The sequence below is a fragment of the Streptosporangium sp. H13245 genome, from assembly GCF_055690525.1.
The window spans coordinates 1-13,419 of record NZ_JBSZKT010000032.1; the positions used below are offsets into that span (position 1 = coordinate 1).

Below are 13,419 nucleotides of genomic sequence, written 5' to 3' on the forward strand. Positions count from 1 at the left end.
GCCGCCGGGGCCGGGGACATGTCCCCGGCCCCGGCGGCGCTTTCATGTCCGGGCCCCGTCGTCCGGGAATTCCCGATCTCCTGATTCGGCGGCCGAGCCGGGCGTGTACGACGATGTGGACGCGGCCGGATCCGCGGTGTCCCGGGGCCGGACGAAGCCCATATGATCGCGGAACGGCCTTCGATTCGTACGCGGGAACTCCGGTCATCTCACCGGGTACGCGGCGGCCCTGAAACGGTACGAACGACTGCCGGGCTCCTCCCAACCGGACCCGGCCGGCGTGATGGCGCTTCCGGCTTCCGTCGTGCGGTGGTGTCGGGCGAGACCGGTGAGCGACAGCCCGGTTACCCGAACGGCGGGATGCCACGAACAAGAAGAACAGCAATCAGCGGGAAAGCCGGTCATTTCTCAGGGGTTCTCGTGGACGATCCGCCACCGAGGTTGTGCGCCCAGCGAATTGTCGTCGGCCGCGCGGGCGAACTGCCGGCGTGGCTGCTCGACGGCATGTTCCGCCTGCGTCACGAGGTGTTCTACGAGCGCCTGCGCTGGGACGTCGACAGCGTTCACGGCATGGAACGCGATTTCTACGACGACTGCGATCCGGTCTACGTGATCAGCTATCGGGTGGACTGCCAGGAGGTCACGGGGTGCTGCCGACTGCTGCCCACCGACGGCCGTTACATGCTCCCCGAGGTCTTTCCCGAGACGTTGCGCGGTGGTGCGGCTCCTCGTGATCCGGCCATCTGGGAACTGAGCCGCCTGGCCACCGGCCAGGGTGGGTTTCGTACCATGGCGGCAGGTTTCGGCCCCCTCGCTCGTGCGCTGCTCTGGAAGGCGTTCCGCTGGGTCGATCGGCACGGCGAGGCGGTGGTGGCGGTTTCCGACGTGGCCCTGGAGCGCGGCGTGAACGCGATGGGTGTTCCCACCCGGCGACTGGGCGATGGCGAAGCGGCACGCCTCGGCAGGCTTCTCTGCTCCGCCTACATCACATCGACCAGGGATTTTCTGGAAAACGCGCCCCCTGTCCCGCAAATGGAGACGGATTGTCACGGCGGTTGTGCCGCCGTTCGGTCCTGACCCGGTCACGTCGCCTCAACACTTCCGAGAGCGCGCGTCACCGGCGGCGACGATCCTGGACGAGGTCGGACGACGGTGGATCACCGTGGGCCGTAATACCAGGTTGTCGTCCACGGTCGCGTTCCCGCCCGGGTGGCTTCGCACGCGGACGGGAAGCGCCTCGGAGGCGCTCACCGTCCTGCGGTCAGCGCCTCCGAGCGCCACAGGTCGCGATAGTAGCCGGGAGAGGACACCAGCTCCCGGTGGGTGCCCCGCTGAGTCACCGAACCGTTCTCCAGTACGACGATCTCGTCCATCCGCTCCAGCCCGCGCAGGCGGTGCGTGACGAGCAGTGTCGTGTGGCCGTGGGTGGCGTCCAGCAGGTCGGCCATGAGCGCGTCCGCCGTCGTCTCGTCCAGGGCCTCGGCGGGCTCGTCCAGCAGCAGCACCGGCGGGTCGTGCAGCAGCGCCCGCGCCAGCGCCAGCCGCTGCAGCTGGCCCCCGGACACCGTGCGCCCGTCCTCGCCGAGCACCGCGTCCCAGCCGGTCCGCTCCACCCACCGGTCCAGGCGTGCCCGCCGCACCGCCTCCGCCAGCTCCTCGTCACCGGCCTCCGGGCCCGCCAGCCGCAGGTTGTCCCGTACGGATGTCTGGAACACGTACGGATCCTGCGTCAGCCCGGTCATCACCCGCCGGGTGTCGTCGGAGGCCAGCTCCCGGACGTCCACCCCGCTGATCCGGATCGTCCCCGACTCGGGTTCGACGAGGCGCATCAGGGCCGACAGCAGGGTGCTCTTCCCCGCGCCGCTGGGGCCGACCAGCGCGACGCGCCTGCCGGGGGTGAGGGTCAGGCTGACGCCGTCCAGCGCGGGGGCGAGGCCGGGGCCGTGCCGGACCACCAGGTCCTCGATCTCGACGGTCGGCGGCCCGCCGGGGACCGCGAGGGGAGCGGACGGCTCGGCCACCGCCGGTGGGGTCGCGCCGACCTCCCGCAGGCGGCGCAGGGCGGCGAGCACCCCGGTCAGCCGCTCCCCGGCGGCGGCCATCGGCAGCACCGGCTCGAAGGAGATCAGCGAGACCAGCGCGAGTACCGCGGTGGTCACGGCACCCGCCCCGGAGTTCATCGCGAGCAGGACGACGGCCGTCACGGTCAGTCCCTGGGTGAGCAGGCCCAGGGCCGAGGCCACCGCGTTCGCCCGCGCCTGCCTGCGCTCCAGCGCCGCCAGCCGGGCGCCGGTCTCGGCGGCTGCGGCCAGCGCCCGCCCGTCCGCCCCGTAGGCGGCCAGGTCGGCGGCCCCGTGTACCAGGTCGGCGACCCGGGCCGCCAGGTCCGCCCGCGCGGGGGCGATCCGCGCCGACCAGCGTCGTGCGGCGGCGGCCGTGCCCGCCGGGATCAACACCCCGGCCACCAGCAGCCCGGCCAGGAGCGCCAACGCCGCCGCCGGGAGCAGGAACAGCCCGATCACCACCGCGGCCACCCCGGTGACCAGCGCGGCGACCGCCGGGAGCAGGCAGCGTACGAGGAGGTCCTGTACCGCGTCGGTGTCGTCGACCATGCGGCTGAGCAGGTCGGCCCCCCGCTGGTTCAGCGGTCCCGCGGGGATGAGCGCCCGGTAGAGCCGCTCCCTGGTCGTCGCCTGGGCCCGCAGCGCCACGTCGTGACCGGCCAGGCGTTCCCCGTAGCGGAAGACGCCCTTGGTCGTCGCGAAAGCCCTCACCCCGACGATCGCCACGCTCAGCGCGGCCAGCGGAGGCTGTTCGGCGGCCCTGGTGATGAGCCACGCGGCGGACCCGATCAGCCCGAGCCCGGCCAGCTCGGCCGCCGCCCCCGCCGCCGCCGCGAGAACCAGCCGCCCGCCGGTCCGGCCCGTCGTCCGCTTACCCGTCCGCTCCACCGGTTGGCCGTCCGCTCGGCTCGTCGCCCGCTCGCCGGTTCGGTCCACCGGTCGCTCGCCCGTCCGGTCCGCCGGTTGGCCGTCGGTCCGGCTCGTCGCCCGTTCGCCGCTCTGGTCCACCGGTCGCTCGCCGCTCTGGTCCATCGGCCGCTCGGCTCCCCGGCCCGCCGGTCGCTCACCGGTCCGGTCCGCCGGTCGTTCGGCTGTTCGGTCCGCCGGTCGTTCGGCTGTTCGGTTCGTGGGGATTCCGTCGGTCACGAGGAGATCTCCTCTCGTGTCCCCGCCGGGGGTCTCTCCCCGGCCACCACGCGGCCGTCGGCGATCCGGATCACCCGGTCGGCCAGGTCGATCATCGCGGGCCGGTGGGCGACGATCACGGCGGTGCGGCCCTCGGCGAGGTCGCGGGTCGCGCTCACGACCGCGCTCTCGCTGCGGCCGTCGAGCCGCGCGGTCGGCTCGTCCAGCAGGAGCAGCCCGGCGTCCGGCCGACAGAACGCGCGGGCCAGCGCGACCCGCTGCCGCTGCCCGGCCGACAGGTTCGTCCCCCGCTCGCCGAGCACGGTGTCGTACCCCTCCGGCAGTGCCGTGACGAACTCGTCCGCCTGCGCGGCCCGCGCCGCGGCCCTGATCTCGCCGATCGTCGCCCCGGGGGCGCCGAGCCCGATGTTGTCGGCCACCGAGGTGGCGAAGAGGTGCGGGCGCTGCGGTACGAACGCCAGCCGCGCGCGCCAGGAGTCGTGGTCGCCGATCTCGGCGCCGTCGACCAGCACCCTGCCCTCCGAGGGGGTGACGAAGCCGAGCAGCAGGTGGAGCAGGGTGCTCTTGCCCGCCCCGCTCTCGCCGACCAGCGCCACCCGCTCACCGGGCGCGATCACCAGCGACACGTCCTCCAGCGCGGCCTCCTCCCGGTCCGGGTAGCGCACCGTGACGTGCTCCAGCCGTATCTCCGGCGCCCGCCCCGACCCGGATCCCGCCTCCGGTCCGTGTCCCGGTTTTCGCGGAATTTCCGTCGCGGTACGCGCGCCCGGGTGCCCGTCGCGCTCCGTGGACTCCAAAGACGCCGAGGGCTCCGGGGCATTTGTCACCTTCCCCGCCCCCGGCTCGCCGTCGAGTACGGCGAACGCCTCGTCGGCGGCGGCGACGCCCTCCATCGCCGCGTGGAACCTGCCGCCCATGTTGCGTAGCGGCAGGTACGCCTCCGGTGCCAGGAGCAGGACCAGCAGCGCGGTCGACAGGTCCAGGGAGCCGGACAGCAGCCGCAGGCCCACCGGGACGGCGACCAGGGCCAGCGACAGGGACGCGGCCAGCTCCAGTACCAGCGAGGACAGGAACGCCACCCGCAGCGTGCGCATCGTCGCGGCCCGGTGGGCGTCGGCCACCCGCCCGATCACCTCGGCCTGGTAGCGGGCCCTGCCGAAGGCGCGCAGCGTGGGAAGGCCCCTGACCACGTCCAGGAAGTGCCCGCCGAGGCGGGACAGGGCCTTCCACTGGCGTTCGGTCACGGCCTTGGTGTGCATGCCGACCAGCGCCCCGAAGATCGGGATGAGCGGCAGCGTGACCAGCACGATCACCGCGCTGGCCAGGTCGGCGGCGAACAGCCGGACGAGCACCGCGATCGGCACGACGCCCGCGACCGCCACCGCGGGCAGGTAGCCCGACAGGTAGGGGTCGAGGGCGTCCAGGCCCCGGCCGGTCAGGGTCACCAGCTCGCCCGAGCGCTGGGAGGCCGGTCTGACGGGGCCCAGGTCCCGCAGCCGCGTCAGCAGGCGGTGCCGCAGGGCGGACTTCACCCCGGTGGTCATCCGCCCGGCGGCGGTCCCCTGCGCCAGGGTGAGCAGCGCCCGGACGCCGACGACCAGCGCCAGCAGGATCAGGGCCGGGGCCGCGAACCGCCCGGACAGCACCCCGGCGAGCAGCTCCGCCTGGACGAGGACGAGCAGCCCGGTCAGGACGGCGGCGGCCAGGCACACGGCCAGGTGGCGGCGGACGGCCCGCTCGCCCAGTGCCAGCCGTACAAGATCCTTGTGCATGCCCACCCTAGAGAGCTCAGAAGAACGACGGAACCCGGTCGGAGGCGGCGCGTCCGGGACCGAACGTCCGCCATACCCATACTTGCCCACCCACCATGACCGGCGCGAAGGGCAGAATCATGACACTCAGCACACTTAGCGTCCCGGCGGGCGCCGTACGGTCGAGCAGCCAGGGGGCGAGCACGGCGAGCAGCACCGCGACGGGCGCGGCGGCGGCGCACGCGGAGAGCAGGAACGCCCACCCGGTGCGGCGCGCGCCGGTCACCCGCCCCGGCAGCCGCCACGAGGCGAACGTCCAGCCGTGGAAGGCGAGCAGCGCGGCCACCACCAGCCCGCCCAGCAGCCCCGGGAGGCTGATCGCGGACCCCGTCAGGCCGCCCGCCACCGCGACCAGGGCCATGCCCCAGCTCAGCGCCAGGCCGTACGAGCCGATGGTGATCGCCCAGTCCCAGGTCGCCCGCCACGCGCTCCCGTCGGCGCGGCGGCGGAACCAGAGCCCGGCGTCGCGCACGATCCACGACACCAGCAGGGAGACCACCAGCGGGTAGAGGCCGAACAGCACGTCCCCCTCGATCGAGGGGAAGACGCCGAACAGCACGCCCGCCACGGCCACCAGCCACACCTCGTTGGCCAGGACGAACGGCGCCATGGCGGCGACGATCCCGTCCCGATCCCTCTGTGTCCTGCCGAGTACGGGCAGCAGCATGCCCAGGCCGATGTCGAAGCCCTCCAGGGCGAAGTAGCCGATCAGCAGGAGTGCGAACACGCCTAGCCAGAGGATGTCCACGGTCTCTCCCTGGAAGCTCTAGTAGCTGAGCGCGTGCGCGCGCTCGTTGGGGTCGGCCGGTGCGTCCGCGCCGAGGGTGACGGCGGCGGGTCCGCGCCGTACGGTGCGGGCGATCAGCACGTAGTCGATCACCGCGAGCAGGGCGAGCACGCCGCCGAAGGCGATGAGCGAGACGGTGACCATCCCGGAGGTGAGGCCGGGGGACATGGCGTCGGCGACGGTCAGTTTTCCGTTGATCAGCCAGGGTTGCCGGCCGGACTCCCTGGCCAGCCAGCCGAGGATCGCCGCCACGAACGGCAGCGGGGTGATCGCCATCAGCACGGGATGCGTCCAGCGCCAGCGCGGCAGCCAGTACACGGTCGGCGCCAGCACGAGCAGGATGAGGAACTGGAGCGGCTGGCCGATCAGGATCATGAAGCCGAGTCCCAGCCCGGGGAGGCCGCCGCCGTCGAACTTGCCCGGCTGGAACTGGCCGATCACGCCGAACTGGGCGTAGCCGAAGCCGACCGTGATCAGCGAGCCGACCAGCGAGGTGATCACTCCCGTGCGGAGCGAGCTCGTGAAGAACTCCCGCTCGTCGGTGCGCCGGAACAGCTGGTACGCGCTGGCCCCCATCACCACGAAACCGCCGGTCCACAGGCCCGCGCCGATGACGTGCGGCAGTGCCATGGACAGTGCCGGGTTGGTGAGCAGCGCGCCGAAGTCGGTCAGGACCAGGTGGCCGTCCCGCTCCACGGCTCCGGCCGGGTTCTGCAGGAACGAGTTGGCCGCCATGATCCAGAAGGCGGAGGCGTAGGCGGTCAGCGCCACCACCCAGATGCACGCCACGTGGAGCCACTTGGGCAGCCGGTGCCAGCCGAAGATCCACAGCCCCAGGAAGGTGGACTCCAGGAAGAACGCGCCGAGTGTCTCGATCGCGAGCGGCGCGCCGAAGATGTCCCCGGCGTAGTGCGAGAGGCCGCTCCAGTTCATACCGAACTGGAACTCCATCACCAGCCCGGTGAGGATGCCGAGCGCGTAGTTGATCACGTAGATCTGGCCCCAGAAGCGGGTCACCCGTTCGTGGACCGGCCTGCCGGTGACGGCGTAGCGGGTGTGCATGATCGCGATCAGGGGGGCCAGGCCCAGGGTCAGCACGACGAACAGGAAGTGGAGGCTTCCTGTCACGGCGAACTGCGTCCGGGCCAGGTCGAGCACGTCCACGGTCTCACCTCCGTTGTTATGTCTGTCTACCTATAGGCACTCTACATGTAGTACGCCTACATGTAGCATGCCTATACGAGAGGTAGGCTGACGACGTGAGCGAGCGAAGTGAACGGGCCGCCGGGTGCGGTGACACGGGATCCGACCGGCGGGCGGGAGTGACCGGATGAACACCGACGCGCTCCGCGGTCACATGGACGCCCTGCTGCTCTCCGTGCTGGAGCACGAGCCGCTGCACGGCTACGCGATCATCGAGGCGCTCCAGGCGCGCAGCGGCGGCGCGCTGAGCGTGCCGACGGGCACGGTCTACCCGGCGCTGCGCAGGCTGGAGCAGGCGGGATACCTGGCCAGCGAGTGGGCCACGGTGGGCGGGCGCAGGCGGCGCACCTACCGGCTGACCCCCTCGGGACGCACGGCCCTCGCCCGCGAGCGCTCCGCCTGGCGGGAGTTCGCCGGAGCCATCGGCAGCGTCCTGGAACCGCGCCCCACCCGCTGACACCCCGGCCGCCGAGGAGCACGCGCGTGGCGAAACTTCAAGCGGTCACGAGCCAGACGGTCACGGGTCGGACGTCACGGCCCGGACGGGGACGGGGACGGGTTCAGGCCGGGACGGGCTCGCGCCGGGTGATCCTCAGGCAGCGGAAGGCGCCGTACAACTGCACGAGCCAGACCGCGTAGCTCACCAGCGACGCGACGGTTCCCGGCGTGAAGTCGCTGAAATCGGCGTAATCCCGCGAGCCGAGCATCAGTGCCCCGCACAACACGAGCATGACCGGCAGCATGGCCCAGACGAACACGCCCAGGGCCCGGGTGACGAGCCGGGGCCGCCTGATCCTGCGCAGGCCACGGCCCAGCGCGAGCAACGTGAGCCCGCCGACCAGGCCGATGAACATCTGGAGCATGTCCACACCACGGGCGACCGGGACGAACCAGTCCGGCGTGGTCTCGGCCACCGTCGGGGCGCTGGGAAAGATCTTCCAGATGACGTTCCACATGATCGCGGTGAGCGGCACGGTGACGAACAGCAGGGCGGCGAGCCTCCGGCCCGCCGATTTGGACAGCTCCTCCTGGTAGCCGGGCGCGATCTCGCGGATCGTCCCGAACTCCTCGACCGCGGCCCGCTCGGCCTCGTCGCGCCCCAGGCCGTCGCCCTCCAGCGCCTCGGCGGTGTCGAGCAGGCTGTCGCGCGCCTCGGTGATCAGGTCGAGTTTCGGTCTCCGAGGACCCCGGAGAGTACGGCTGAGCCCGGTCACGTATTCCTCGATGACCCCGGTGCCTGCCATGTGCTCTCCAGTCGCCCGATTCCCGTCCAGGGTATGCGTTTCCCATCCTGGTCTCCCGGCCGGGACCCGCGCATCGGGGACCACCCTGAGAACACCCCGAGTCGACCTGCGCCCACCTGCGAATACGCTCGAACCCAGCGACACCGGCGGGGAGGGTTCTGTCGTGGGGATCAGGGATCTTGAGGTGCGGGAGGGCGCGCTGGCCAACGGCCTGCCGTACTACGCCTTCGGCGACGGCGCGCCGCTCGTCGTGCTGCGCTGGTTCACCCCCGTCCACGCCAACCCGGCCGGGCTGGCGCGCGGCATGGAACTGCGGGTGCTGGCCCCGCTGGCCCGTCGCTTCCGGTTGTACGCCGTCGGCCGCGCTCCCGGCATGGTCCCCGGAACCACCATGGCCGACATCGCCGCCCATCACGCCGAGGCCCTCCGTACGGAGTTCGGCGGGCCCGTCGACGTGATGGGCCTGTCGTCGGGAGGCTCGGTGGCGCTGCAGGTGGCGGCCGACCATCCCGACGTGGTCCGCGCGCTGGTCGTCGCGGGGGCGGCGTGCAGGCTCACGCCGAACGTCAGGCGGCTCCAGCGCCGCTACACCGAGGCGGTCGCCACCGGGCGGCGCGGCCTGCAGCACCAGGCGGTCACGGCCGCCGCCTCGCCCGCCGGGCGGGCCCTGGCCGGGGCGCTGCTGTGGCTGCTGGATCCGCTGGCGCGTCCCGACGACCCCCGCGACATGCTCTCCTTCGCCCGCGCCGAGGACGGGTTCGACCTGACCGGCCGCCTCGCCGACGTCGTCGCCCCCACCCTGGTCGTCGGCGGCGAGAAGGACCTGGACTACCCGGTCGAGCTCTTCAGGGAGACCGCCGAGGGGGTCCGTGACGGCCGCCTGATCACCTATCCCGGCCTCGGTCACCTGGGGACCTTCCGCAGCGGGCGGTTCGCCGCGGACGTCGCGGCCTTCCTGGCGGAGATCGGCCCGGAAGAGATCACCCGCAAGATCTCCTGAAGCCCGTCCGACCGTCCGGCAACCCGGTCCGGCGGGGCCGGAGCATCAGGGACGCGATGACAGCGGGCAGGTTCGCCGAAACGGATGACCGCGACCCTGCCACGGCCTGGCCCCGCCACGGCCTGGTTCCGTAACGGCCTGAGCCCGTCACCGCCTGACTTCGCCACCGCCTGACCCTGCCACAGCCTGACCCCGTCACCGCCTGACCTCGCCACAGCCTGAGTCCCGCCGGAACACCCCTCGGCCAGGTTGTGCCCCCCGGGACGGGCCGAGCGCGCGCCGAAGACGGTGCCGTCCCTCCCGCACCCTCCGGCCGATGACCGGGCCGAGCTCCCCGTCCGATACTTTTCTAACAAGTTCCATACATGTATTAATCTAAAGTACTAGGACAGTAGATAAATGGAGGAACCGTGATCGAGTTCCATCTGGATGCGAAGTCCGGTGTCTCGCCGTACATGCAGCTGGTCCAGCAGGTGCGGCACGCGCTGCGGCTCGGCCTGCTGCACCAGGGTGACCAGCTGCCGACCGTCAAGGAGGTCGTGGCGCGGTTGGCGATCAACCCCAACACCGTCCTCAAGGCCTACCGGGAACTCGAACACGAGGGCCTGGTCGCCCCCAGGCCGGGGGTGGGGACGTTCGTGACGGCGACCCTCACCGACACCTCGCTGGCCGCGCACGGCCCGCTGCGGCTGGAGCTGCGGCGCTGGCTGGCCAAGGCCCGCCGGGCCGGCCTCGACGACGAGAGCATCGAGGCCCTCTTCACGACCACCTTTCGGACCACCGCTCAGGAGGAGATAGCGTGACCGCTGTCCTGGAAGCCCAGGCACTGGGGAAGAAGTACGGCAGGCGCTGGGCGCTGCGCGAGTGCACCATCGACATCCCGGCGGGCCACGTCGTCGGGCTGGTGGGCCCCAACGGGGCGGGTAAGACCACGTTGCTGAAGCTGGCCAGCGGCCTGCTCGAACCGTCGTCGGGCGGCATCGCGGTGCTGGGCGGCCGTCCGGCGGGCACGCCCGCGCAGCTGGCCAGGGTCGGTTTCGTCGCCCAGGACACCCCCGTCTACGCGGGGCTGACCGTCGCCGAACACCTGCGGCTCGGGGCGCGGCTCAACCCCCGCTGGGACGACGCCATGGCCCGTGAGCGTGTCGCGCGGCTCGGTCTCGCCCCCGCCCAGCGGGCGGGCAGGCTCTCCGGCGGCCAGCGCGCCCAGCTCGCCCTCACCCTGGGCCTGGCCAAACGGCCCGAGCTGCTGATCCTGGACGAGCCGGTCGCCTCGCTGGACCCGCTGGCCCGCCGCGAGTTCCTCCAGGGACTGATGGAGGCCACCGTCGAGCACGAGTTCAGCGTGGTGCTCTCCTCCCACCTGGTCTCCGACCTGGAGAGGATCTGCGACTTCCTGATCGTGCTGGTCGACTCCCGCGTCCAGGTCGCCGGGGAGACCGACAGGTTGCTGGCCACCCACCACCGGCTCACCGGCCCGCGCCGCGACCCCGACCGCCTGCCCGCCGACCAGTACGTGGTCTCCGCCCGCCACACCGACCGGCAGAGCACCTACGTGGTCCGTACCGACGCCCCGATCCTCGACCCCGCCTGGACGGTCACCCGGCTCGGCCTGGAGGACCTCGTCCTGGCCTACATGGAGAAGCGCGTCGCCGAGAACCGGCGAGCCGCCCTGGAGGTGCGGCGATGATCTGGCTGACCTGGCGCCAGTTCCGCGGCTCGGCCGCGATGATGGCCGCCCTGCTCGTCACACTTGTCGCCACCCTCGCCCTGACCGGCCCGGACCTGGCCTCCCGCTACTCCACCGGGATCGCCGCCTGTACGCGGGACAGCTCCTGCGACCGTTTCTTCGACCGCTTCTTCGACGAGTACCAGCTGCCCTTCATGGCCGTCAGCCTCGTCGTGCTGCTCCTGCCCGCCCTCATCGGGCTCTTCTGGGGAGCACCGCTGATCACCCGGGAGTTGGAGGCGGGCACGCACCTGATGGTCTGGAACCAGACCATCACCCGAGGCCGCTGGCTGGCGGTCAAGCTCTGCCTCGTCGGCCTGGTCGCCGTCGCCGTCGCCGGGCTGTGCGGCCTCGCGGTGACCTGGTGGTCCGACCCCCTGGACAGATCGGCCGTCCCGGAGCTGGCCCTGATGGCCCCCCTGGTGTTCGGCGCCCGCGGCATCGCCCCGATGGGGTACGCGGCCTTCGCCTTCGTCCTGGGCGTGGCCGTGGGCATGCTCGTCCGCCGCACGCCGGCCGCGATGGCCCTCACCCTGGCCGTCTTCGCCGTGATCCAGATCGCCGTGCCGCTGCTGGTCCGGCCCCACCTGATACCCCCGGTCACCGCGACCTTCGAACTCGGCAAGACGAACGTGGACGGCATCGGTATAGACCGTGACGAAACCCAGGTCGTGCACGTCGTGCTGGAGGCGGCCGTTCCCGGTCACGCCGGAGCCTGGGTCCTGTCCAGCGACCTCGTCGATCCGTCCGGGCGCATGATCGCCGGCAGCGGAACGGAAGGCGCCATCAAGACCTCCACCACGTCGGGGCCCTGCGCACCGCCGGGGGCGGGAGCGGGACAGGGCATGGACGGGTGCGTGGCCGAGTTCAACCGGCTCGGTTACCGGCAGCAGGCGACCTACCAGCCCCTGGAGCGCTTCTGGCCCTTCCAGTGGATCGAGACCGGGATCTACGCCCTGCTCACCGCCGGTCTCACCGGGTTCTGCTTCTGGTGGGTCCGAAGGCGCCTGTCGTGACCGCCGTCAGGGCCGTGGCCGCCGGGCTCGCCCTGCTGCTGGCGGCGGCCTGCGGCGCGCCGGTGCCGCCGCGCGTCCAGGCGGGCACAACGGCGGCCGGTACGGTCTGCGCGCGACCCCAGGGACCGCCCGGGGTGGAGACGGCCACCACGATCGACGTCGTCGAGCAGGCGTACTTCTGCGTCCTGGGCAACTACTACAGCGGTGCCACGCTGGACGCCCGCTCGCTGCTGCTGGCCGGGTTCGTCGCCCTGACCCAGGAGCTCAACCGCCTCGGGCACGACGTGCCCGAGGCGACCATGCCCGCGCTGACCGGTGACCGCGAAGCCGACTGGGCCGCCTTCGAGGCCGCCCACCGCAAGATCACCGACCGGGTCCCCGACCTGCGCGAGCGGCTGGCCGTCGTCACCCTCGAGGCCCTCGTGGCCGCCCTCGGCGACAACCACGCCCGCTGGGCGCACGACGTCAGGCGACCGCCCGACTACTACGACGGCGACGGCTACGGCCTGGGCCTGACCGCGAACGTCACCGGCCCGCAGGCGGACGCCAACCTCGCGGTCGCCCTCCCGCCGCTGTTCGTCACCGCCGTGCAGGGCGGCGCCGCACAGGCCGCCCGCCTGCGCCCGGGGGACATCATCGAGGCGGTCAACGACTCGGCGCCCTTCGTCGACGGCAGGGCGACCCCCGCGATCGCCGCCCTCTACCCGCAGTACCCCGACGCGCGGCCGGTGCGGCTGCGGCTGCTGCGGCAGGCCACCGGCCGCCGCTGGAGCGTCACGCTCAAGCCCGGCCTCTACCAGCGGGATCCGGCCACCTTGCAGGTGGTGCGGTCGGAGCTGCTGGACGACGACATCGCCTACGTGCGGCTGGCCGGGTTCGCCCCCGACTCCGCGAACCGGTTCTTCAGGGCCGTCTCCAGGCTGCGTACCGGCCGGACGCTGTCCGGTGTCGTGCTGGACCTGCGCGGCAACGGCGGCGGCAGCCCCGTGGAGGCGATCCGGCTGCTGAGCGCCTTCGTCCACGGCGAGGTCACCGCCTACCAGTGCACCGTGGACGCCAGGTGCGAGGCGTCGTCGACCGACAACACCGTCGAGCTGCTCGGCCTGCCGCTGGTGGTGCTCACCGACCGGGGCTGCGCCTCGGCGTGCGAGCACGTCAGCGCCGCGGTCAAGGACCTGCGCGCCGGACAGCTGGTCGGCACCAGGACCGCCGGGCTGGTCTCCGGCCCGGCGCAGTCGTACCTGCTGAGCGACAACACCCTCCTGAGCTTCCCCGACAGGCACCACCTGGGGCCCGGCCGGGAGGTGATCGACCGGATCGGCGTGCCGCCCGACCACCACGTGCCCCTGACCCCCCGGGACGCGGCCGCCGGACGCGACCCCGCCCTGGCCAAGGCCCTGGCCCTGCTGCGCAAGTGAAC

General features: G+C 72.4%; 12 protein-coding genes. 7 read left to right on the plus strand and 5 right to left on the minus strand.

What is annotated here, in order from left to right; genetic code table 11:
* The first annotated feature begins 420 nt into the window (after window positions 1-420).
* On the plus strand, window positions 421-1,077 hold the full coding sequence (locus tag ACW9TB_RS30690; RefSeq protein WP_472751575.1) for an acyl-homoserine-lactone synthase: 657 nt from the start codon (window positions 421-423) through the stop codon (window positions 1,075-1,077).
* Between the two features lie 170 nt (window positions 1,078-1,247).
* On the opposite strand, the gene cydC is transcribed toward ACW9TB_RS30690, so the two are convergent.
* The 4 genes from cydC to ACW9TB_RS30710 all read right to left on the minus strand — a co-directional run bounded on the left by cydC (window position 1,248) and on the right by ACW9TB_RS30710 (window position 6,971).
* A complete protein-coding gene (gene cydC / locus ACW9TB_RS30695; protein WP_472751576.1) occupies window positions 1,248-3,095 on the minus strand; it encodes a thiol reductant ABC exporter subunit CydC in 1,848 nt (615 codons plus the stop codon).
* Between the two features lie 110 nt (window positions 3,096-3,205).
* Window positions 3,206-4,981, minus strand: a complete 1,776-nt coding sequence (gene cydD, locus ACW9TB_RS30700; RefSeq protein WP_472751577.1) for a thiol reductant ABC exporter subunit CydD — start codon at window positions 4,979-4,981, stop codon at window positions 3,206-3,208.
* Between the two features lie 16 nt (window positions 4,982-4,997).
* A complete protein-coding gene (locus ACW9TB_RS30705) occupies window positions 4,998-5,768 on the minus strand; it encodes a cytochrome d ubiquinol oxidase subunit II (RefSeq protein WP_472751578.1) in 771 nt (256 codons plus the stop codon).
* Between the two features lie 18 nt (window positions 5,769-5,786).
* Window positions 5,787-6,971 (minus strand): cytochrome ubiquinol oxidase subunit I, encoded by a 1,185-nt coding sequence (locus tag ACW9TB_RS30710; RefSeq protein WP_472751579.1) that lies wholly within the window; start codon window positions 6,969-6,971, stop codon window positions 5,787-5,789.
* 166 nt (window positions 6,972-7,137) lie between these two features.
* On the opposite strand from ACW9TB_RS30710, the gene ACW9TB_RS30715 reads away from it, so the two are divergent.
* Entirely contained in the window at window positions 7,138-7,467 is a 330-nt protein-coding gene (locus ACW9TB_RS30715; protein ID WP_472751580.1) for a PadR family transcriptional regulator, read from the plus strand.
* 103 nt (window positions 7,468-7,570) lie between these two features.
* On the opposite strand, the gene ACW9TB_RS30720 is transcribed toward ACW9TB_RS30715, so the two are convergent.
* The gene (locus ACW9TB_RS30720) at window positions 7,571-8,254 is read right to left on the minus strand and encodes a permease prefix domain 1-containing protein (RefSeq protein WP_472751581.1); all 684 of its coding nucleotides are present in this window, start codon (window positions 8,252-8,254) and stop codon (window positions 7,571-7,573) included.
* A 163-nt stretch (window positions 8,255-8,417) separates the two neighbouring features.
* Between ACW9TB_RS30720 and ACW9TB_RS30725 the strand changes: the two genes are divergently transcribed.
* The 5 genes from ACW9TB_RS30725 (at window position 8,418) to ACW9TB_RS30745 (ending at window position 13,417) form a co-directional block, all read left to right on the plus strand.
* Window positions 8,418-9,254: an alpha/beta fold hydrolase gene (locus ACW9TB_RS30725; protein WP_472751582.1), complete on the plus strand. Its 837-nt coding sequence runs from the start codon at window positions 8,418-8,420 to the stop codon at window positions 9,252-9,254.
* A 410-nt stretch (window positions 9,255-9,664) separates the two neighbouring features.
* Complete coding sequence (locus tag ACW9TB_RS30730; protein WP_472751583.1) at window positions 9,665-10,057, plus strand: GntR family transcriptional regulator; 393 nt, start codon at window positions 9,665-9,667, stop codon at window positions 10,055-10,057.
* Window positions 10,054-10,944, plus strand: coding sequence for an ABC transporter ATP-binding protein (locus tag ACW9TB_RS30735; RefSeq protein ID WP_472751584.1), 891 nt, complete (start codon window positions 10,054-10,056; stop codon window positions 10,942-10,944). Before ACW9TB_RS30730 ends, ACW9TB_RS30735 begins: the two co-directional genes overlap by 4 nt.
* The gene (locus ACW9TB_RS30740; RefSeq protein WP_472751585.1) at window positions 10,941-11,999 is read left to right on the plus strand and encodes an ABC-2 transporter permease; all 1,059 of its coding nucleotides are present in this window, start codon (window positions 10,941-10,943) and stop codon (window positions 11,997-11,999) included. Before ACW9TB_RS30735 ends, ACW9TB_RS30740 begins: the two co-directional genes overlap by 4 nt.
* Window positions 11,996-13,417, plus strand: a complete 1,422-nt coding sequence (locus ACW9TB_RS30745) for a S41 family peptidase (RefSeq protein WP_472751586.1) — start codon at window positions 11,996-11,998, stop codon at window positions 13,415-13,417. Before ACW9TB_RS30740 ends, ACW9TB_RS30745 begins: the two co-directional genes overlap by 4 nt.
* Window positions 13,418-13,419 lie beyond the last annotated feature (2 nt).

What these genes read in the sequence shown, in the direction of transcription:
- ACW9TB_RS30740 (WP_472751585.1), top strand. Translation starts at nt 10,941, where the DNA reads ATGATCTGGCTGACCTGGCGCCAGTTCCGCGGCTCGGCCGCGATGATG.
- cydD (WP_472751577.1), bottom strand. Translation starts at nt 4,981, where the DNA reads ATGCACAAGGATCTTGTACGGCTGGCACTGGGCGAGCGGGCCGTCCGC.
- ACW9TB_RS30720 (WP_472751581.1), bottom strand. Translation starts at nt 8,254, where the DNA reads ATGGCAGGCACCGGGGTCATCGAGGAATACGTGACCGGGCTCAGCCGT.
- ACW9TB_RS30715 (WP_472751580.1), top strand. Translation starts at nt 7,138, where the DNA reads ATGAACACCGACGCGCTCCGCGGTCACATGGACGCCCTGCTGCTCTCC.
- cydC (WP_472751576.1), bottom strand. Translation starts at nt 3,095, where the DNA reads ATGGACCAGAGCGGCGAGCGACCGGTGGACCAGAGCGGCGAACGGGCG.